The sequence below is a fragment of the Bacillus sp. FSL L8-0193 genome (assembly GCF_037976065.1).
Taxonomy (GTDB): Bacteria; Bacillota; Bacilli; order Bacillales; family Bacillaceae; genus Bacillus; species Bacillus paralicheniformis.
Genome location: NZ_CP150261.1, coordinates 680418 through 700738, shown reverse-complemented (window position 1 = coordinate 700738; position 20321 = coordinate 680418). Strand labels below are relative to the sequence as shown.

22 protein-coding genes are annotated in these 20321 nt (G+C 46.4%); 8 read left to right on the top strand and 14 right to left on the bottom strand.

Annotated features, from left to right (window positions below; translation table 11 throughout):
• Nucleotides 1–10: 10 nt before the first annotated feature.
• The 4 genes from ftsW to MHH76_RS03505 form a co-directional block, all read right to left on the bottom strand.
• Nucleotides 11–1153 carry a putative lipid II flippase FtsW gene (ftsW, locus tag MHH76_RS03520; protein WP_020450390.1) on the bottom strand — a complete coding sequence of 381 codons (1143 nt, stop codon included), beginning with the start codon at nt 1151–1153 and terminating at the stop codon, nt 11–13.
• On the bottom strand, nt 1150–2307 hold the full coding sequence (rodA, locus tag MHH76_RS03515) for a rod shape-determining protein RodA (RefSeq protein ID WP_020450389.1): 1158 nt from the start codon (nt 2305–2307) through the stop codon (nt 1150–1152). The genes ftsW and rodA overlap by 4 nt, the downstream gene beginning before the upstream one ends.
• Nucleotides 2308–2322: 15 nt before the next feature.
• A complete protein-coding gene (locus tag MHH76_RS03510) occupies nt 2323–2967 on the bottom strand; it encodes a helix-turn-helix domain-containing protein (protein WP_020450388.1) in 645 nt (214 codons plus the stop codon).
• A 193-nt stretch (nt 2968–3160) separates the two neighbouring features.
• Nucleotides 3161–3793, bottom strand: a complete 633-nt coding sequence (locus tag MHH76_RS03505) for a homoserine/threonine efflux transporter (RefSeq protein ID WP_020450387.1) — start codon at nt 3791–3793, stop codon at nt 3161–3163.
• Nucleotides 3794–3940: 147 nt separating this feature from the next.
• Between MHH76_RS03505 and MHH76_RS03500 the strand changes: the two genes are divergently transcribed.
• Entirely contained in the window at nt 3941–4768 is an 828-nt protein-coding gene (locus MHH76_RS03500; RefSeq protein ID WP_020450386.1) for a TrmB family transcriptional regulator, read from the top strand.
• A 35-nt stretch (nt 4769–4803) separates the two neighbouring features.
• Here the strand turns inward: MHH76_RS03500 and MHH76_RS03495 are convergent, their stop codons facing one another.
• From MHH76_RS03495 to MHH76_RS03475, 5 genes are all read right to left on the bottom strand, one after another.
• Nucleotides 4804–5859 carry an LLM class flavin-dependent oxidoreductase gene (locus MHH76_RS03495; RefSeq protein ID WP_020450385.1) on the bottom strand — a complete coding sequence of 352 codons (1056 nt, stop codon included), beginning with the start codon at nt 5857–5859 and terminating at the stop codon, nt 4804–4806.
• Nucleotides 5860–6095: 236 nt separating this feature from the next.
• A complete protein-coding gene (locus MHH76_RS03490) occupies nt 6096–7070 on the bottom strand; it encodes an SPFH domain-containing protein (RefSeq protein WP_020450384.1) in 975 nt (324 codons plus the stop codon).
• 20 nt (nt 7071–7090) lie between these two features.
• Nucleotides 7091–7858 carry a TPM domain-containing protein gene (locus MHH76_RS03485; RefSeq protein WP_025811966.1) on the bottom strand — a complete coding sequence of 256 codons (768 nt, stop codon included), beginning with the start codon at nt 7856–7858 and terminating at the stop codon, nt 7091–7093.
• Nucleotides 7858–8883, bottom strand: coding sequence for a TFIIB-type zinc ribbon-containing protein (locus MHH76_RS03480; RefSeq protein ID WP_020450382.1), 1026 nt, complete (start codon nt 8881–8883; stop codon nt 7858–7860). The genes MHH76_RS03485 and MHH76_RS03480 overlap by 1 nt, the downstream gene beginning before the upstream one ends.
• A gap of 35 nt (nt 8884–8918) precedes the next feature.
• A complete protein-coding gene (locus tag MHH76_RS03475) occupies nt 8919–9599 on the bottom strand; it encodes a PspA/IM30 family protein (RefSeq protein WP_020450381.1) in 681 nt (226 codons plus the stop codon).
• 369 nt (nt 9600–9968) lie between these two features.
• Here MHH76_RS03475 and MHH76_RS03470 point away from each other — a divergent pair, with 369 nt between their 5' ends.
• Nucleotides 9969–11246, top strand: coding sequence for an MFS transporter (locus MHH76_RS03470; protein ID WP_020450380.1), 1278 nt, complete (start codon nt 9969–9971; stop codon nt 11244–11246).
• Nucleotides 11247–11266: 20 nt separating this feature from the next.
• On the opposite strand, the gene MHH76_RS03465 is transcribed toward MHH76_RS03470, so the two are convergent.
• Nucleotides 11267–12742, bottom strand: a complete 1476-nt coding sequence (locus MHH76_RS03465; RefSeq protein WP_020450379.1) for a carboxylesterase/lipase family protein — start codon at nt 12740–12742, stop codon at nt 11267–11269.
• Nucleotides 12743–12895: 153 nt separating this feature from the next.
• Between MHH76_RS03465 and MHH76_RS03460 the strand changes: the two genes are divergently transcribed.
• The 3 genes from MHH76_RS03460 to MHH76_RS03450 all read left to right on the top strand — a co-directional run bounded on the left by MHH76_RS03460 (nt 12896) and on the right by MHH76_RS03450 (nt 14456).
• Nucleotides 12896–13660 carry an SDR family NAD(P)-dependent oxidoreductase gene (locus MHH76_RS03460; protein ID WP_043054131.1) on the top strand — a complete coding sequence of 255 codons (765 nt, stop codon included), beginning with the start codon at nt 12896–12898 and terminating at the stop codon, nt 13658–13660.
• A gap of 83 nt (nt 13661–13743) precedes the next feature.
• Nucleotides 13744–14106: a DUF488 family protein gene (locus tag MHH76_RS03455; RefSeq protein WP_020450377.1), complete on the top strand. Its 363-nt coding sequence runs from the start codon at nt 13744–13746 to the stop codon at nt 14104–14106.
• Between the two features lie 65 nt (nt 14107–14171).
• Nucleotides 14172–14456: a hypothetical protein gene (locus MHH76_RS03450; protein ID WP_020450376.1), complete on the top strand. Its 285-nt coding sequence runs from the start codon at nt 14172–14174 to the stop codon at nt 14454–14456.
• Between the two features lie 26 nt (nt 14457–14482).
• Here MHH76_RS03450 and ppsA read toward each other — a convergent pair whose 3' ends face one another.
• Both ppsA and MHH76_RS03440 read right to left on the bottom strand, forming a co-directional pair.
• On the bottom strand, nt 14483–17107 hold the full coding sequence (gene ppsA / locus MHH76_RS03445; protein WP_043054130.1) for a phosphoenolpyruvate synthase: 2625 nt from the start codon (nt 17105–17107) through the stop codon (nt 14483–14485).
• A gap of 15 nt (nt 17108–17122) precedes the next feature.
• Nucleotides 17123–17737, bottom strand: coding sequence for a TetR/AcrR family transcriptional regulator (locus tag MHH76_RS03440; RefSeq protein ID WP_020450374.1), 615 nt, complete (start codon nt 17735–17737; stop codon nt 17123–17125).
• Between the two features lie 160 nt (nt 17738–17897).
• Here MHH76_RS03440 and MHH76_RS03435 point away from each other — a divergent pair, with 160 nt between their 5' ends.
• Both MHH76_RS03435 and MHH76_RS03430 read left to right on the top strand, forming a co-directional pair.
• Nucleotides 17898–18128, top strand: a complete 231-nt coding sequence (locus MHH76_RS03435; protein ID WP_020450373.1) for a hypothetical protein — start codon at nt 17898–17900, stop codon at nt 18126–18128.
• 39 nt (nt 18129–18167) lie between these two features.
• Complete coding sequence (locus tag MHH76_RS03430; protein WP_035337105.1) at nt 18168–18842, top strand: SOS response-associated peptidase; 675 nt, start codon at nt 18168–18170, stop codon at nt 18840–18842.
• Nucleotides 18843–18910: 68 nt separating this feature from the next.
• Here the strand turns inward: MHH76_RS03430 and MHH76_RS03425 are convergent, their stop codons facing one another.
• Nucleotides 18911–19372: a GNAT family N-acetyltransferase gene (locus MHH76_RS03425; protein WP_035337107.1), complete on the bottom strand. Its 462-nt coding sequence runs from the start codon at nt 19370–19372 to the stop codon at nt 18911–18913.
• Between the two features lie 97 nt (nt 19373–19469).
• On the opposite strand from MHH76_RS03425, the gene MHH76_RS03420 reads away from it, so the two are divergent.
• Nucleotides 19470–19736 (top strand): hypothetical protein, encoded by a 267-nt coding sequence (locus tag MHH76_RS03420; RefSeq protein WP_025811980.1) that lies wholly within the window; start codon nt 19470–19472, stop codon nt 19734–19736.
• Nucleotides 19737–19761: 25 nt separating this feature from the next.
• Here the strand turns inward: MHH76_RS03420 and MHH76_RS03415 are convergent, their stop codons facing one another.
• Nucleotides 19762–20211, bottom strand: coding sequence for a YfmQ family protein (locus tag MHH76_RS03415; RefSeq protein WP_020450370.1), 450 nt, complete (start codon nt 20209–20211; stop codon nt 19762–19764).
• Nucleotides 20212–20321: the final 110 nt, after the last annotated feature.

Below are 20321 nucleotides of genomic sequence, written 5' to 3'. Positions count from 1 at the left end.
CCTTTCTACATCAGAAAGGCCCCTCTTTTTTTACTCCCCGCTGCACATGTGAGGAGAGGTTGACCAATATCCCGGCTGACGTCAGCATGAACATTAACGAAGAACCTCCGTAGCTGACAAACGGAAGAGGAATTCCGGTAATGGGAAGAAGGCCGAAAACAGCGCCCAGGTTAAATAATGCCTGAATCATGATCTGAAATGTAATGCCGACCGCCAGCAGCTTTCCAAACGGATCATCGATTTGCGCAGCGATCTTAACACCTCTTAACATGATCAACAGGTAGGCCCCGATGATCATCAACAGCCCGACACCGCCGAGTTCTTCACTGATGACCGCCATGATAAAATCCGTATGGGCTTCAGGAAGAAACCCCAGCTTTTGAACGCTGTTCCCCAATCCATTCCCCCATACCCCGCCCGAATCAATGGCAAGGTAGGAATTGATCAACTGGTAGCCGTCTCCGTTTTCATTTTGAAAAGGATCGCTGAACGATGTCAGCCTTTTTAACCGGTACGACGCTGTCATAGCAAAATATGCGATGCCCGCCCCTGCCATTGTTCCGAGAAGCAGCAAGTGCCGTATTCTGAGACCGGCGCACAACAGAACCGCTCCGCAGCTTAACAGGATCGAAACAGCGGTGCCCAAGTCGGGCTGTTTTAAAATCAAAAAAAACACAGCGGCCAAAATGATCAGCGGCGGCATGACGCCCTTTCCAAAATCGGCGATGTATCTCTGCTTTTTTGCATACACATAGGCGAAATAAATAACCATCACAAGCTTCACAGCCTCGGACGGCTGGATCATGAGCGAACCGAGTTGAATCCACCTTTGAGAATTGTTTTTCTCCATCCCGATTCCCGGCAGCAAAACGAGAATCAGCAGCAAAAAAGAAAGCTTCACCAAAAAACGGATGAGTTTGCTGTAAGCTTTGTAAGGGAAAAAGACGGCAGCCGAAAAAAAGGTCAAACCGATGAGCAGCCACTGCAGCTGCTTCATAAAAAAATAGCTGCCATCATGATACTTCATATATCCGAGGGGGTAGCCGGCACTGTATACCATCAGCAAGCCAAACGAGGATAAAAACAGAACCGAAGCAATCAATACATAATCCAGTTTCTTTAGATGGGAAAGAATCATTTTGTGCACCTTCATCCCCAGTCATTCCCAAACATGTAATGTTTAGATCTGATATTCACACTGAAAACGAGACCTAAGGCGATCATGTTGGTCAGCAGCGCGCTGCCGCCATAGCTGATAAACGGAAGAGCGAGCCCTGTGATCGGCATTAACCCGATCGTCATCCCGATATTTTGGAACACTTGGAATACAATCAACCCCGCAACCCCCGCACATATATAAAGACCGAACAGACTGTTGGACGAGATCGCGATCCTGATGATTCTGTAGATCATCAGAAAATAGAGACAGACTAATGTGACGGCACCCAAAAAGCCGAATTCTTCACCAATCACGGCGAAAATAAAATCGGTATGAGCCTCCGGAATCTTCCCTCCCTGCACTTGGGTTCCATGAGTAAAGCCGCTTCCTGACATCTGGCCCGATCCGATCCCCAATAACGCCTGCGTCAGCTGGTATCCATATGTAGAAGCATGTTCATGAGGACTGAGCCAGCCGTATATCCGGTCAAGCTGGTGAGGCTTAATTATCTTTGAAAAAATCTCAAAGTAATGATTGTGCAAATACGTCAAAAAGGCGACCAATCCCATGAATCCAAGCGACAAGGACATGATCATTCTCCCCGAAATCCCCGAGACAAGCATCAACGTGAATGCGATCGACAAAATCACCAATGCGGACCCTAAATCAGGCTGTACCAATATGAAGAAAAACGGAATCACCGTGTACACCATGATTTTCCCCGTCGGTATGATGCTCTCCGTGAAGGAGAACCTTTTATGCTGAAATTGGTTGAGTATCGAAGCCAACAGAAGAATCAAAATGATCTTCATAAATTCTGAAGGCTGGATTTCGATGACTCCGAAGCTGATCCACCTTTGTGAACCATTTTTATAAGTTCCAAAAAAATGAACGAGAATCAGAAGAAAAACGGCTCCCGCAAATAAACGAAGCGCCAATCGTTCTAGCAGCTCATAGTCGATGTAGGCCGTTCCCGCCATGACGCCAAACCCGACAAGATACCAAAAAACCTGCCGTTTCGCAAAATAAAAAGGGTCCTGTGTTTCATACTGGCCGGACCCGCTGTAAACGGCCAGCAGACTAATGATAAACAAACAAAATAGAATGAGCAGAAGGCTGACGTCAATGTTGATAGGCTTTCTTTTCATCTGTAACATGCTCCATCATGATTTATGTGACAGCTGGTTGAAAACGAATTGAACCGCTGCGGCATCATCAATATAGCCGATTGGAAAAATATAATCCGGTATGACATCAACAGAAACGATGAAATACAGCAAAGCGCCGCCCATCAGCAGCAATTCACGCGGCGTCCCCCGCCCTGAGGTAAATCGGCTGTACATGTCGTGCAAACGGGTCAGAAAAGGACCAATGCCGGCGACTTTCTCGACTTTGGATTCAAACTCAGCCAGAATGGTACGCTTTCCTTCTTCCGTCTGGGAATATTGTTCGTACTCATTCAATTTGTTTTTCAGTTCTTCCGTGGTAAAGGACCGATCATAGACATTTGAGGTTTGCAAAACATCTTCAATTTCGGCAACTGACGAGTGAATATCCTGACGTTCGCTTTCCCTCGTCTTCTCGATCGCATAGCCGGCCGCTGTCATCATCTCATCAAAAGAAACGCCGAGACTTTCTGAAAACCTTTGCAAATGGTTCAGGTTTGCTTTTCTTTTGCCATTGATGATTCTTGAGATGGTCGCTTTATCGATTTGAGTGCGTTCGCTCAATTCTCTTAAAGATAATGATCTTTTTCGCAAATGCTCTTTCAGCAGCGCCCCCAGCTGATTTTTCTTTTGTTCATCCACGAGCCTTTCTCCTCTCACACTAAAAATGTATCAATCTATCAGCCAAAAGGCCAAGTCGGTATAAATATATAGAACCGTTGTCAAAATGTCAACGAATAACCATAGACATCTGTTTTATCTCACTTATTCCACCCTATAATTGTTGACAAATAAACAAAAAAAGAGCGAGTCAAAACTCACTCCTTCACCGATATCAATCCAAACCCGTTTTAACGCCGAACCCGACAAGCACCAGCCCCGCGGCTTTTTGAAAGACCTTCTGGAATTTCACGCTTCTCAGCCATTTTTTTGCGAAATCGATCAAATATACGAGGATGAGGAACCAAAACACAGCAAGAAAGGTAAGGATTAAAGCGAGGATGATCAACTGCTGGTTGACGCTTTCTCTTAAATTAATAAATTGAGGCATAATCGTGATATAAACCAAAACAGTTTTCGGATTGAGAACGTTGCTGAACAATCCTTGCATAAACGAATCCTTATAATGCCGGCTTGATGCGTTTTCGGTTTTGTTCTTCTCGGCTTGTATGTCCTCCAAAGAAAACATTTTTTTCGCGAAAAAGCTTTTAATGCCTAAATATATTAAATAGGCCGCCCCCAAGTATTTGATCGTATTGAACAGAATCACCGATTTCGCAATCACCACCGCTAAGCCGAGAACGGCAATCAGCGTCCAGAAAGAAAGCCCTGTCGCCAAACCGAGAACATTGCAGCGCCCGGCGTTCGGCCCGTAGCGAAGCGTGTTTTTCACCACAAGCATCGTATCTGCTCCTGGTATCACCACCATCATGGCGGCAATCGATATGTATGACAGCAGGCTATCCATCAGATGTCTCCCCCCATACTGGTTTTATATAGTGACTACTTTAGTAACCACTTATTAAAAAGTGTATCAGCGGACTTGAAATAAATCAATACATCCAGCAAAATATGAGTGACAAAGGTAGCGACTCTTGTTGAAGCTGGAGGGCTTATGAAGGAAAACATATTAGACGTACTGAAAAACCTGAATTTCACCGAGTATGAGTCGAAAGCATACTTGGCGCTTTTGGAAGAATCGCCGCTGACAGGCTATGCGGTGGCAAAAAAATCGGGTGTTCCCCGGTCGAAAATATACGAAGTGCTGGAGAGCCTCGTGATCCGCGGCGATATCTTTGTCAGCTACGGCGGCACACCGCAGTACATCCCCGTTCCCGCCAAGGAACTGATTAAAAACCGGCGGCTGAAAGCGGAAGAGACTTTTGAACAGGCAGAAAAATATTTCGAGAAGTTTGAGCGCACTGCAAATGACCGGGAAAATATTTGGAACATCACCGGACGAAGCGAGATTATCGATAAAGTAAAGGCTTGTATATCATCAGCCGGAAAAAGGATTCTCCTCGAAATTTGGAAAGAGGATTTTCCTGAATTGGAGCCGGAACTCAAGCAGGCCGCAAAAAAAGGCGTCATCGTCACCATCATTGCGTACGGCGACATTGAAGCTGATTTCGCCAATGTCTATCTCCATGACAGCAGCACGCAAATTACAGAAGAGTACGACGGACGCTGGCTTGTATTCAGCGTCGACGATTCGGAAGTCGTGGCCGGCATTGTCTCGCACGGGAAAGACAGCCGCGCAGCCTGGACGATGCATGTAGGCTTGGTGATGCCGATTACCGAAGTGATGATTCATGATCTGTATCTGATGGAAATCATGAAGAAGCACAGAGAGGTATTGGAGGAAAGTTTCGGCGAAAACCTGATCCATTTGCGCCGAAAATTTTCGATTCATCCGGATTTCAAAAAGCATTATATGAAATAAAAGGCCCGCGCAAAGAAAGCGCGGGCCTTTTATAATTATGATCTTTCGGTTGCCTCCCAGCGGGATACTTCTTCCCTGACGAGCGGCGCCGTTTTTGTTCCAAAAAGTTCAATCGCCTTCATGACATCTTCGTGCGGCATCGAACCGACCGGAACGTGAAGCAAAAAGCGGGTGATCCCGACATTCTTGCGCAGGTGAATAATTTTTTCCGCCACCGTCTCGGGATCGCCTACATAGAGCGCCCCTTCAAAGCTTCTGGCTGCATCGAAGCTCGACCGGCTGTACGGCCCCCAGCCCCGCTCCCTCGCAAGTGTATTCATAGCCTGCTGGGTGGAAGGGAAAAACAGATCGGCGGCCGTCTCGGTATCCTCCGCAATAAAGCCGTGGGAATGGGAAGCGACTGTCAGCTTTGAGGCATCATGCCCTGCATGTTCCGCCGCTTTGTAATAAAGCTCAACAAGCGGGGCGAAATGCTGCGGACTCCCCCCGATAATCGCGAGAACCAGCGGCAGGCCGAGCAGGCCGGCGCGCACGACGGATTCCTGGTTTCCGCCGCTTCCGATCCATACAGGCAGCGGATTCTGAACAGGGCGCGGGTACACGCCTGTATTTTGAATAGCCGGACGATGTTTGCCGCTCCATGTGACCCTTTCCGACTTTTGCAGCTCGAGCAGCAGATCAAGCTTTTCTTCAAAGAGCTCATTATAATCATCTAAATCATATCCAAACAGCGGAAAGGATTCGATGAAAGACCCTCGGCCCGCCATGATTTCCGCCCTGCCGTTTGAAATCCCGTCGAGCGTCGCAAAATCCTGAAAAACACGGACGGGATCAGCCGACGACAGCACGGTGACCGCGCTCGTTAATCTGATGCGCTTCGTCTGTGCAGCCGCTGCGGCCAGGACGACGGCAGGAGAAGAAGCTGCGTAATCTTGACGATGATGCTCTCCAACTCCGAATACATCCAAGCCCACCTGATCGGCAAGGACGATCTCCTCCACTACTTCGCGCAGCCGCTCTGCATGGCTGATGGCTTTTCCGGTTTTGATATCAGGGGTCGTTTCTACAAAGGTGCTGATGCCTAATTCCATGTCGCTTTTCCTCCACATTGTTTCCTTTAATTATTCTGTACATCGTTGATTGATGTATGCCGTATTCTTTTCACCCGGCACTCACATTGTTATATATAGAATACGGCGGGCGTTCTGATCATGCAATTGATCCGACTTGTGAAACAGGATCAGCTTCTGCTCCATTTGTTTTCCAGCTTGGTCTGCCGGCAATCATGCCGGTCTGGTATTCATGCATTCACAAAGAAGATACCAGCTTACACAAGTTTCTGCCCGCAGTTCGGACAGAAGTTGGCTTCCCCCGTTTTCGTTCCACAGTTTGGACAGAAGTTCGGCTTTGTCCCTGCCTGCGGCGTGCTTTGGGGCGTTGGTGTCTGCGCCTGCTGATTTTGGTTCATCTGATTCATCATTTGGTTCGCTACGTTCATTCCCATCATCATGCCGGCCATATCGGATGCGGCACTGCCGCCTGTCATCTTTCCTGACGCCATGCCGTCTGTCATGGAGATCTGCTGATATCTGTTCAGATCGCCAACCATGCCGTGGGAAGCGTTCTTCGTGATCATGTCCTGGATTTCTTTCGGATAATTGAAACTCATGATGTTAAAGCCTGTAACCGTCATGCCGTCGCTGACAATCTCCATATCAAGGTCTTCCTTGATCCCTTTTGCGATATCAAAGGCGTTGGCTTGAAGGTTGAACATATCTTTTCCTTCTTTTGTGATCCACTTCATCAAAAGCTGATCAAGGATAGATGTGATCCGTATTTTGATATCTTCCACAACATACTGATCTTTCACACCGGCAATTTTATCGATTAATGCGACATAATCATTCACCTTAAAATTAAATGTGCCGTTCGCTCTGATCGGCATGCCACCCGGTAGTCCTGCAGCCGGGATATTGATGGCATTCTTCGTCCCCCATTTGACGGTAAACTCCTTCGTATTGACAAACAGGACTTCGGCGCGCATCCCGCTGTTAAAGCCAAATTTAAAACCTTTTAAAGTAGATAAAAAAGGAATAATTTCAGATTCAATATCATAGTCGCCTTCATCTTGGAATATGCCTTCAATTTTTCCATTGTTTAAAAAGACGGCATCCTGACCGGGACGAATGATCAGCCGGCTCCCCTTTTTGATTTCGCGGTTGTTCCATTTGTAGAAAATCATATCATCGCGAAATTCATCCCACTCTACTACATTTGCAAATTGATTTTTAAAAAACACCATTGAGCTCTTCCTTTCCCTTTCTAAAAGCTTCCCCGGCTGCCGCTGTGCGAATGTCCTCCGCTCGTCGTTCCGCCGCCTGAGCTTTTATTATTGGACGGTTTTCTTTGTTTTGTGACGGTCGTTCTGATGTACTCGTCATTCTTTCTGATCACTCCGGAAGTATCACCGTTCATATACGTGTTTGCACTTACGGTCACTCTGCCGCCTGAATTGTATTTCATAATGGCGACGGCAATTCCCGCGATGACTGCTGACACAAGCAATTGAAACCATGTCTTAAAAAAGATGCTGTCCGCCCATGGTTTCTTCTCCATATCATCATACGCCGCCTTCATAAACATTTCGAATGCGGTCTCATAATGATTGTCAGATATATCCGGCGTGATTTTTTCTCTAATTTTGTCCAGTCTGGCGTCATTCAAATATTCTTCAGCCTTTTTAAAGCCGGCAAGATAGACTTCTCTATGCTCCATATCAACCGTTAACACGGCTGCATTTCCATGCTTTTTCTGATAGCCGGGCGCTTTTTCGTCATAGAAGTCCTGAGTAAATTTCTTCACATCGCGGCTATTCGTATCATGGGTCGTCACAATGATAAAGTCGGTTTCCCGTTCGGCGCCTAATTTAGCTGCCAGCGTCTCCAGCTTCTCGATTTCCTGTTTGGTCAGAAGCCCGGCTTCATCATAAACATACCGCTTCTGTTCAGAGGCTGCCGCACCGGAGGCTATAGGGATGAAGACAAGGAAAATCATACATAGGATCATTGCGCTTCTCAATAAATTTCTCATCATGCCCCGCCTCCCATCACAGCAGCGATGATTTTCCAGACCGCAAATATGGAGACAGCTAGTCCGCTAAACCACATCTTTTCTTTAAATGAGCTGATCGGCGGCTTGCCGACGACTTTTCCCGTTTGTCCGTTCATCGCAAAAATGTAATCCTTTTGTTTGTAGTTGTAATTGACCATCCAGACGGGCAAAAGCACATAAAAGCTTTTCATTTTTTGCGTATCGACGTGTTTCGTTTTCACATCGACGGAGCTGTATCCGGATAAGGTGGAATCGATATATGACTCGATGTAGCCGCTGATTTTGCTTTTCGCCCGCGGAAAAAGCTCTTCATCATCGTAATTATATTTTTCAGCGATGTAGCCTGCCAAATAGGCCGTTTTAAAATCTTTCAGCTGATCATACGGATAAGGCTCCAATTTGTCCATCAATTCATCGTTCATCTTTTCTGATGCATCCACCGGGACTTTGATGTAGTCGAGATTGATATCGCGAAACGCATCATAATGTTCGGTCTTCGTATAGATGTAGTCGCCCTGTGTATACCTATGTACCTTTGTGCAGCGGGCGCTGACCTGCACTTTGCTGTTTAAATCGTACATCCAGAAAGGAACGTACATGCCTGTGATGCTTTTAATCCGGTCCGCCGACATAAAGCCCTTTGGTGTTAACAGCCCTTTTCTGCACCACTTGCGAAACGCGTCTGCCGCTTCCTCTTTGCTGATCGTAAAAGGAATGACCTTTGCCGGGGCAAGGTTTCCGGACAGGCGGTCGGGGATCACAGCCGCTCCCCCGCAAAAGCTGCAGGAGGTAGCCGTCGTTTCTTTTTCAGTGATCAAAATAGCGCCGCAGTTTTGGCAATGATATTCTGTTGCTTCGTCTTCAGTAAATCTCGCTGTTTTTAATTCTTCCGGAATGTTTTCAATCTTGTCCTGTCTCCCGCAGCTCCGGCAGGCCAGCGTGCCGGATTCAGCGTCAAAGGCCATGTCATCCCCGCAGCCCGGACATTTATAAGAAATCACCATGTCTCTTAACCTCTCACTTTATTCATTTCAAATTGTTATGACTTTTGACCCGCCATTTTTGCTTTCAGTGCGGCAAGCGCATCATCCACACCAGAGGGGCTGTCATATTTAGCTTTCAGGTCTTCTACGTCATCTTGAGGAGCGGCGTTCAGTTCAGCCATCGCATTCGCTTCATCAAGCGCCCGGTTGGCCTTTTCTTCCATTCTGCCGAAAGCGGACATTGAATGGTTGGCATTCGCTGCAGATGCACCGAGTTTATTCATTCTTTCCTGTGTTTTCGCCGCTGTCCATTTCGCTTTGATCGCGGCCCGGCGCGCTTCAAGCTCTCCGATATCGGAAACAAGCTTATCGTGCATTTTTTTCATTTGAAGCGCATTGGATGACGCCGTTTGTAATGCAGTTTCTAATTCGGACGCCTTCGTTTCCAGCACCGCTTTCTTTTCTAAAAATGTTCGGGCATCCGCCTCGCTACCGGCTTCCAAAGCCTTCATTGCATAGCGCTCAAGCTTGTCGATTTCCGCCCGGCAATCCGCCAGTTCTCTTTTTGCCCTTTGCTCGGCCGCCATGACAGACGCCGTTTCCGCCTTTACTTTGTTTAAGTCGCTGTTCAAGTTCCTGACGTACTGATCCACCATTTTTTCCGGGTCCTCCGCTTTATCAAGCAAAGCGTTAATATTGCTGGCCATAATGTCTTTGAACCTGCTTAATATACTCATCTAAAAACTCCTCCTCATAGTAAAATATACTTAGTTTAAATATACTATTTTTCCAGAGGAAAAGTTTCGGTTTTTTAATAAAAAATTGATATAATGGCAGTTTTTCGAGAAAAATTTTCAAACAAAAACAAAAATATTCAGACGGAATATTCTGATTTATATGTTGATTTATTTTTGATTTCGGAATAAAGTAATACTATATGAAAAACATTCGGAACAGCATGCAAGCTGGAACGGATGCAGGGTCGGTATCACCAGAAAATGACAGCGCTTACATATCCGCATGCCTCACGAAAGAAAAATCCAGCATTCAACGCATCAATCCGGCTTCTGTCAGAAAAGAATTCTGATTTGAAAGGGGAGCGAATCATGCCAGGGAGAAAAAAAGGCAGTTTGAAGTCGACGATCACGGTTGCCATGTCCAACTATTTGGAGGCGGGATCAATCGTCGCAGGGGCCGGCGGGCTTTCGTTATGGGTTGAATATTTAGGGTTGGACGACGCCCGGGTCGGGCTTCTCGGCGCCTTAAGCGCAAATGGTTTCGGCGCGGCGATCGGCGCTTTTCTCGGCGGTTTTTTAGTCGACCGTTACGGGAGAAAATTCATATACAAGTACGATCTATTAGTCTATATGCTTGGCGTTTTGCTGATTGCCGTGTCGTTTAATTTTCCGATGCTTTTAACCGGTTACATCGTGACGGGAATTGCGGTGGGCGCAGCGATTCCGGCTGCTTGGACTTATATTGCCGAGGAGGCGCCTGATCACGAACGTGCCGGACGCGTCGGCTGGGGGCAGCTGGCATGGTCGGTCGGACCGGCGCTTACGCTGCTACTATCGGTTGCCTTGGCACCGCTCGGTTTGCTGGGAAGCCGGTTGATTTTTGCCCAATTATTCGTTGTCGCGGTCATCACGTGGATTTTGCAGCAGCAGATTCACGAATCGTCCATCTGGGAGGAGCAAAAGCGAAAAGAAGCTGAAGACAAAGCAAAAGGAGTTGCAGAAAAGGCATCGATCAAAGAGCTGTTGACCAACAAAGCGAACCTCCACGCCATGATTCTCCTTATCGGAATTTACGCGTTTTGGAACCTTGTTGCCGGAACAATGGGATATTTCATGCCGTATATTTATGAGACGGTCGGCGGTTTAACAGCGGCGCAAGCCAACCTGCTGCAGGCATTTTTATGGATTTTGACAGTGGCGTCCACATACTTCGTCTTTATCCGTCTCGGCGATAAAGTCAATCGGAAAACGCTTTTTGGCATAGGAGCAGCCATGGCAACCGCCGCATGGGTCATCCTCACCTTCGGTACGATGAACATCACGGAGCTTTTATTATTCGTATGCCTGTGGGGCATTTCTGCGGGATTTGGAGCGCAGGCGTTTTACGGGCTGTGGGCGGCAGAACTTTTTCATACGAAATACAGGGCGCTCGCCCAAGGCTTTATGTTCTTCATCGTCCGCATCGGCGTCGGGCTCATCTCATTGATCGTTCCTGCGATGATTACGGGATTGGGCTTTAAAACAGCCGGCGCCGTCATGATTGCATTTCTCGTCATTCATATGATCATCGGGCTCCGTATGGCGCCGGAAACGCGCGGCAAATCGCTTGAAGCCATTCAAAGCGAACGCTACCACCAAAGCGGCTGACCTGTGGTCAGCCGCTTGTTCTAAACCTGCAGGTTTGAGGCTGTCAACAGCTTCCTCTTCTCTGAATACGGGTCGTTTTCAATCGCGATCTCTTGATCAAAAATCAGCGTTTTCCGTGAATCTTCATCATAATCAGGCCAGCTGACATCATCGGTGCTCGGATTTCCGGAGCGGGCAAAAGACACCCAGGCAACCTGGATCTGTTTAGCAAGCAGATGCGCTTCCTCCCCAGCCTTCGTACCTGTCAGCTGTTCCAAACTGTCCATATTGCCAAATACAAACGGAATCTCTAAGCCGTGCACCGCTTTGTTGAACGGCGGATGCTCCGAATCGGCATGCCAGTCAAACCGGTACATAAAGACAGATGCATGTCGTGATTGAGCCGAAGCGAACACAACGGACGGATGCCAAAAGACTAGATCTGTCATCATATCAACATGGCCTTTCAATGATCTCGGATACAGAGGCGCGGCGGCTTCAGCGGCCTCTTTTCCCATGTATTCTTCTAAAATCTCATTAATCTTCCTCTCAGGCAAAAGTTCCGAATCAGAGGCAAAAAACAAAGCGCCTTCATCGCAGTTTGTTCCGATTAATAGACCGATTCCTTTTGCCGCACCCTTCGCGACGGCGGCCTCCGGCTTCAGCGGGAGGGTTTTTTCGTCAAGTGCAGGCTGAAAGATCAATTCAAAAATATTTTCTCCCATTAAAGTACGCAGCTGATCGGCGGCTTGAAGAAGTTCTTGATCAGATACATCGCAAAGGCGCTCCAGATGATGATGATCAATATCGAGAATCGTTAAGAATCTTTCTGCTGCGGCTTTCGCAAGCTTTTCAGACAATGTTGCGGACGCCCCGCTTTCCATAATGGCCTGTTGAAAAAGCCCCTTTGCTTTCGGCATAGCCAAGAGCGAAGCGATGCTCATCGATCCCGCCGATTCTCCAAATACCGTAATATGATGACGGTCTCCGCCAAAGAAAGCGATATTTTCTTTCACCCACTCAAGGGCCGCGATTTGATCCAAGAGGCCAAGGTTGCTTGTGTAGGAATCATCAATTGCAGAAAGATGCAAAAAACCGAACGGACCGAGGCGATAATTGATGGTGACCACGATCACCTTTCCCTGCTTTGCGAGCTGAGTCCCGTCATAGAACGGTTCACTGCCGGCTCCGAGATAAAAAGCGCCCCCATGAATCCACACCATAACAGGCAGATCCCCATCCGCCTCTTCAGGTGCGTACACATTTAAATAAAGGCAATCCTCAGACTTTTCAACCCCCGTTGACTCACCAGGCAACCCCCTGTCAGGCTGCGGACAAACCGGACCAAATTGAAAAGCCTCCCGCTCACCTTCCCAGGCTTCCATTCGCTGCGGTTCCCGAAACCTTAACTTGCCGACGGGAGGTTTTGCGAAAGGTACGCCTTTAAAGATACGGACACCGTTTTCCGTTCTGCCTTTCAGCTTTCCAAAGCACGTTTGGACAGTCGTTTCATACATTTTATTCCACCCCTTTCACTTTTCAATGATAATGGAATCGGACGATACCGTCTAATCGGAATACTTGCATTTTGGAAAATGAAGGGTCTAGTATAGGATCAGAAGAGATGTTCAACCTATTGTTTAAAAATTTGACGGAAAAGAGGGGTTTCAATGAAACTGTCGGGACACACAATACTGATCACAGGCGGCGCATCAGGAATCGGCTTTGCTTTTGCCGAACGATTTATGAAATCGGGAAATACGGTCATCGTCTGCGGGAGAAGGGAAAGCAAGCTGAAAGAAGCAAAGGAAAAATATCCGGAGCTGATCACGCGTGTATGCGATGTAACCGATGAAACGGAACGACTGGCATTATTTGAATGGGTCAAAGAACGTCACCCTGGCGTAAATGTACTTGTGAATAATGCGGGTATACAGCAGCGCTACCACATTTTAAAAGCAGATGTCATAGACAATTGGGCTGACTACAAAAAAGAAATCACCGTCAACATGGAGGCGCCGATCCACCTGGCCATGCTCTTTAGCCAATACTTTGCCAAAAAACCGGGGAAAACAGCGATCATCAATGTGACATCAGGCCTGGCGTTTACACCGATGGCGATCGCACCGATCTACTCATCGACAAAAGCCGCTCTCCATTCTTTTACGATGAGTTTAAGACATCAGCTTTCCGAGGCCGGCGTTGATGTCATAGAGGTCGCTCCTCCCGCGGTCAATACAGATCTGGGCGGTGTCGGACTGCATGATTCCGGAGCTCCTTTGGATGAATTTGCCGATGCGATTTTTAAAGGGCTGGAAGAAGGCCGATTAGAAATCGGCTATGCCAGATCGGAAAAAGCCTTGCGGATGTCAAGAGATGAAATCGATGAAAGCGTCAGCCAAATGTACAGTTCTTTAAAACATTCCATCGAATAAAAGGAATGTTGGCATTGTCATTTCAATAGAGGTTGTTCCTTCCAGACGGCCGTTTTATCATAAAATGAGAAGGAGTGATCCAAATGCCGTTTATTCTCCAGCGCATTTATCAAGAAAACCAGCATGCAGAAGGACGCCGCATTTTAATCGACCTTGTGTGGCCGCGCGGCATTTCAAAAGAAAAAGCGAACCTTGACTGCTGGATGAAAGAAATCGCTCCAAGTCCTGATTTAAGAAAATGGTTCGGTCATGACCCGAAAAAATTCGAATCGTTTAAAGAAGCCTATCAAAATGAAATCAAACAACACCCTGAAAAACAGAGAAGCTTCAAGGAATTAAAAGAAATGGCTGCGGACGAAACCGTTATTCTGCTTTACGGTGCAAAGGATGAGCGCCATAACCATGCCGTCGTTCTTTATGAGATGCTGAACCGGCAAAGCCTTTGACCTTGAAACTTTTTTCAACGCTTTTCGTATGACAGATAAAGCAATATGCGAAAAGGATGGTAAACATGGAAATGAACCTGTTTTGGATCGGGCTTGGTTTAGCGGCTTTAGGCTATTTTATCGGTGACGGCTTGAAAAACTTTAAAAACCCAAAAGGGAGTTATTCAGGCTATCCCTATTTAGTCAAAGAAGGCGATTTACATTATTATTTAGGTTTAAGTAAAGTAGAAACGAAAGAAATGCTGAGTAAATATCCTGACATACCTAAAATTGAATTAAATGGCACAACCTATTATCCGTATCAGCATTTGATGGATTGGATGTTGTCCGCCGACCTTTATAAACAGTAAAGCGCAGCTTGAAGCTGCGCTCACTTTTATGATTCGAGTATTTCAACATAGCCTTCCGATCCGTTAATCCTGATCTTCTGTCCGTCTTTAATTTCTTTCGTCGCATGCTCAACCCCCACCACCGCCGGAAGCCCGTATTCCCGCGCAATGACGGCGCCATGTGTCATGAGGCCGCCCACTTCCGTCACCAAACCTTTGATTGAGACAAACAGCGGTGTCCAGCTCGGATCTGTAAAAGGCGTGACAAGGATATCCCCCTCTTCGATATCGGCTTCTTCCAATTTCAGAATCACTCTTGCCCTACCTTCGATGACTCCCGATGAAACAGGAACGCCCGCCAATGCTCCCGCCGGAATGTGGTCTCCCAGAACTTCTCCCGTGATGACCTCGCCTTCTGAAGTCATCATTCGCGGAGGCGTTAATTTTTCATAATGCTGATATTCTGCTTTTCTTTCCTCGATCTTCTTCACATCGAGACGATTAGCGCAAACGGCCTCTCTCAATTCATCAAAAGACAGATAATAAATATCCTCCTTCGCTTGAATCAGCTTCTTTCGCTGCAAAACGGCGGCTTCTTTCATCAACGCTTCCTTATATATAAAATAGCGTTTGATCAGAGCATATTTGGGATATTCCCGATAACCGATAAAATTCCGCAAAACGCTGATCATCTTCTTTGTCTTTTTTGCCTTTTGTCTGCCTCCCTTTAGTTGTTGCAGACGGCTTAACAGATCCCTCTCCTTTTGCTCCGCTTCCAATCGCCCCTGTTCAAACTTGACCGTTCGCGCACCAGGTTCAAAGTTTTTGATGTTGCTCAAAATCACTGGAGCAAGAATGGAAGGGCGTTCGCTCCAGCGCGTCTTGGTCATATCGATCTCACCGGTGCAGCGCATGCCGTATTTCTCAAGGAATGCCCGCAATGCGCTGATAAAAGCGGGACCGCCGTCAAGCTGTTTGAGATCTTCGAAAAAGGTTTCATCATTGGCATGCGCTAAATATTTCTGAACCTCGGGGTATCCTCTGGCAGCATCGGAAACATCCAAAAGCGCCAATCCCATTTCAGATGTGACATTGTGCAATACCGATTGAGAAAGGGTATCGGCGACATTTCTTTCGCCAAGCCATTTCTCCATTTTTCGATTGAGCCAGTATACCGCATATAAACCAACCATAATCACAGCCATGCTCTCTGAATCATAGAGAACTTTTTTCAAGTTTTTTTGATCCTCTTCTATCTGTGCAAATAACGTTTCACCCGATGCATTTTTCAATCGCTGTTCAGCCTCATGAATGGATGCTTCCGCTTTGGACATGAGCCGGTTGACTACACCTGTGTCGTTTTTCCGGTAAATCTTCAGCGCATGACCAGGCAGCGACCATGACAGCCCCTCAGCCCCTAATCTAAACATCCGCTTCCCTTTAGGCAGGGTTTTGACAAGCTCCTTTCTTTTCAAAAAATTCACAAGAGCGCTATGCATGAAAGGATCATTTTTCCCCGCCGTGCTGAGGACGACTTTCCGACCAGCAAAAGATGCCAAATCGTGTGATAAATCAATAAAAAGCCTTCCGCCGGCACAAGTCAGCTCATAATCCGAGATCAACCCGAAAAACGATATCCCAAGCGGATTGATCGGCTCTGTCATCATTTGCTGATGCCCGACAGACATATAGACGCGCAGCTTGTCATCTCTCTGTTTCGGAAGAGGAAACAATGTCGTTACAGGCCTGCTCTGGACAAAGAAAAATTCGCCATCAGCCAGACACCATTCAATATCCTGCGGAAAACCGAAATGAGCTTCGATTCTCCTTCCCAGTGCTTCAAGCTGTATGATCTGTTCATCTGTTAATGTTTGCTTTTTCCGGCGTCCCGCTTCGACTTCACGCGCCTCAGTGCCGCCGCTTTCCAAAGAATAGACTGCCGTCTTTTTCTCGGAAATCGTTTTTTGAACGATCTCTCCTTCGCGAACCTTGTAGTTGTCTGCCGAAACCGTACCAGATACAAGCGCCTCCCCCAAAGCAAAGCTCGCATCAATCGAGGTGACCTTCCGGTTGGATGTAACGGGATCTGCCGTAAACATAATGCCGGACGCATCCGAAAACACCATCTGCTGGATGACGACCGATAATTGAACTTTACGGTGGTCAAAACCGTTTTGAATCCGGTAGATCACGGCCCGCTCTGTAAACAATGAAGCCCAGCATTTGCTGATATGCTTCAAGATCGCCTCTATTCCTTTTATATTTAAATACGTATCTTGCTGCCCGGCGAAAGAGGCATGAGGCAAATCTTCCGCCGTAGCGCTTGATCGGACGGCATATGCACCGCCGCCAGCATTTGAGTGAGCGCTTTTAACCGCTTCTTTGATCTCTTCGGCGATTTCGGCCCTTTCAATACCATTGCGGATCTGGAGGGCGAGTTCGTTAATCTGCTCTCGATCGATCACTTTCAAAAGTGACAGCTGATCAATCAGTTCACTGACTCTGCCGTTTTCGCCAATCATCCTTTCATATGCCTTTGTGGTTACACAAAAGCCGTGAGGCACTTGAATGCCGCCCATTTTGGACAATTCGCCCAAGTTCATCCCTTTCCCCCCGACAAGCGGCAAATCGGCTCGATCGACCTCATGAAAGCCCAATACATAGCGTCCCATCAGAAATCCCCCTTTTTATTCGCCTTCAATTCCGAAACGAATCATATCCAAAAACCGTTTTCGTTCTTCAAGAAGACGTCTGCTCCAGGCTGGATCATAATCGTTCTCAGCCGTTACTTTCGCTAGAAACTTTTGTTCAAAATGTCCCATCATGACCATGATGAGTTCGAACGCCTCTTCACGATCGACTCCTTTCCTCAACGGAACTTTCGCAAAAAGCTGTTTTAGAATACGATTTCTAACGGCAAATTGCTCCCCATACTTTGCGGCGATTTCTTCTTTTAATTCGGAAGGCGGCGAAAAAAAGGCTTCTTTCGTGAGCTTATATACATTTGGATAATCCGCGAAAAACTCAAGCTTAGCCAAACTTATTTTTTCTTTCGCTTCAAAAAAATCATGATAAGACGACAGGTCATCAAGGGAAAGGCGCGACTTTACCTTTTCAATACAATAATCGAGCACAGTTAAGTACAGAATTTTTTTGCTTTTAAAGTGATGAAAAATCAGCGCCTTTGAAATACCGGCCGCTTCCGCCAGCATTCCGGTCGAAGTCTTTGCATAGCCATGCCGGGCAAAAATCTCCAAACAGGCATCGAGTATTTGTTCTTTTTCATAAAGCTGTAAAGGCATTGATCATCATTCCTTTTCGTTATTGACCAATCGGTTAGTATAAATTGTAGCGCTTGCTGACCAGTCGGTCAATAAAATAAAACAAGAATATGGTTTTAACATATGAATTTATTGGTAAAATGAAGGTAGAGCTTACAAAATATTCCGGGGTGAAAAGCCAATGCTGATGTTGGTGGTAAAGTTTATTTTGCTCTTTATTTTATGTTCCATTTCGTTTTCTTTATTTAAAGCATGTGTTTACACAGCGGGTAAAAAGCTGATTGACCGGACCGCAGAAGGATCGGCGCTCAACTGGACCTGCAGCGTATTCATCAAAAACGGCGTGGCCATGACGGGCGATGACTGCTTTGTCATGGCTGTTTCAGCGGCCTTGTTGGCCATTTATATATAAAAGCCTCAAACTTCCAATAAACAAACAAGGGTGACTAAGATGTGCGGCAGGTTTACGCTCTTTTCTGAATTTGATGAGATTATTGACCGTTTCGAGATTGATCAAATGACGGTTGAAGATTACAGCCCCAGTTATAACATCGCGCCTTCCCAGCGCATTCTCGCCGTCATCAGCGACGGTTCCCATAACCGGTTAGGACGGCTGCGGTGGGGATTGATTCCGCCGTGGTCAAAGGATGAGAAAATCGGTTATAAAATGATCAATGCGCGCGCTGAGACTTTGGCTGAGAAGCCGAGCTTTCGAAAGCCGCTGATCAGACAAAGGTGTCTCATTCCGGCAGACAGTTTTTATGAGTGGAAGCGGACCGATGCAAAGACAAAGCGGCCGATGAGGATCAAGCTCAAAACAAATGGACTGTTTTCGTTTGCGGGGCTTTGGGAGAAGTGGCAGCCTGCCGGCGGCAAGCCCGTCTATACATGCACAATCATTACGACAATGCCCAACGATTTAATGAAAGATATTCATGATCGCATGCCCGTCATTCTTGATCGTCAAGCTGAAAAAGAATGGCTGAATCCGAAAAATCAAGACCTTGCATACTTAGAAAGCCTTTTAAAACCATATGCGTCAAAAGAGATGGAAGCGTATGAAGTCGCGCCTCTCGTCAATTCACCGCATCATAATTCTCCTGAGCTCATCAAAAAAGCCCCTTAAAAGGGGCTTTTTAGCGAGGCGGCCGGGTCATAATGGTGAGGGCACCGCCTCCATGATTCTAAAAATATTTATTGTGTCAAAAGATAAAATTCACTGCTGAAGCCGATGCCTTCCCAAAAACGCAGCGCCGATTGATTATCGATATCAACCGATACTTGAACGTGAGACACTTGATGCCTTTCAAACCAATCCATCATACGATCTACAACAAGCTTTCCCAGCTTGTTTCTTCGATAGACCGGGGCTATGTACACTTCATCGATGTGCCCGCTCAGACAATCGCTGACCAAATCTTTCTTAATAGAGGCCAGCCCGTATCCGACCGCTTCTTGCTTTTCATTCACGACGGCAAAAACCGCTCCGTATGCGGACTGAACATATTGTTTCAACTGCTGCTGTATCATTTGTCTATCTTGATCATCCAATGTGCAATCAGCCGTTTCCAATGCATTATCATTCCACAAATTAATCAGTTCATCAACAAACTCAGGCTTCAGAGGGGCATCAAGCTGTTGAATATGTATGGTCATGGCGTTTCTCCCTGTGCAAGACTTTTCATCAATCACATTTTAAATTAGAATAATATGCAATACAAGGATTTTACTGCTAAAGAAAGGTGATGGTGAAATGGACAGCCGTACAGCGCGGGAAAAAGAACCGCCGCTTGGCAAAGCATTCCATTATATCACGCTTGCCGGGATATTTCTTCTCATCATTCCATCCGGGTTCAATCCCGTTTATTTGAATGTGGGATTCATCCTGTTTGGACTGAACATCGGTGTGCGTTCATTCGTTCTTTTGAAGAAGAATAAAAAAGGAGAATTTATCTTTACGATCGCTGCTTGTTTATTTTTGATCGGTTACAGCGCTGTCAGGCTTTATTTCATATCATAATAAAAAAGCAGGTTTTCCCTGCTTTTTAAACCAAATCCGCCGTTTTGAGCCCCCTGCATTTTTGCAGACCGTCAGAACGCAGACAATAAGCGGCCGTCTTTTTCTTATATTGTTTAACGACGTCTATATGATCATCGTATCTGTAAACCAACAGCTTCACAGCGTTTTTCCCTCTTTTTGTTTCGATAACAAACGGTGTCCCGGCGTTTTTCGGATTTACAAAAAGCGGCTCGTCTCCCGGGTAGATGTAATACCGCTCCATAAATACGGCCTCATTAAAGTTTTGAATAAATTGACTCTTGTCAGATCCCTCTAAACGCTCTCCTCCGAACGTCACTGTAACATTCGCTTCCTCAAGCTTAACATGAACTTGAAATTTGCCGGTCAGCCACTCTACGACACCGCTCGGAAGGCAAGTGACCAATATTTTAAAAAGACTGAAGATAACCAAAAAGGTTACAAAAAGCCATGTCACTCGATCATCTCCTCTTGTCTGAATTTTAAAGATGTCCTTGATTCATCCTATCATACAGACTAAAGGATTTTATTGTACATTGTGTGAACAAGTGCAGCCCAGATGAACAT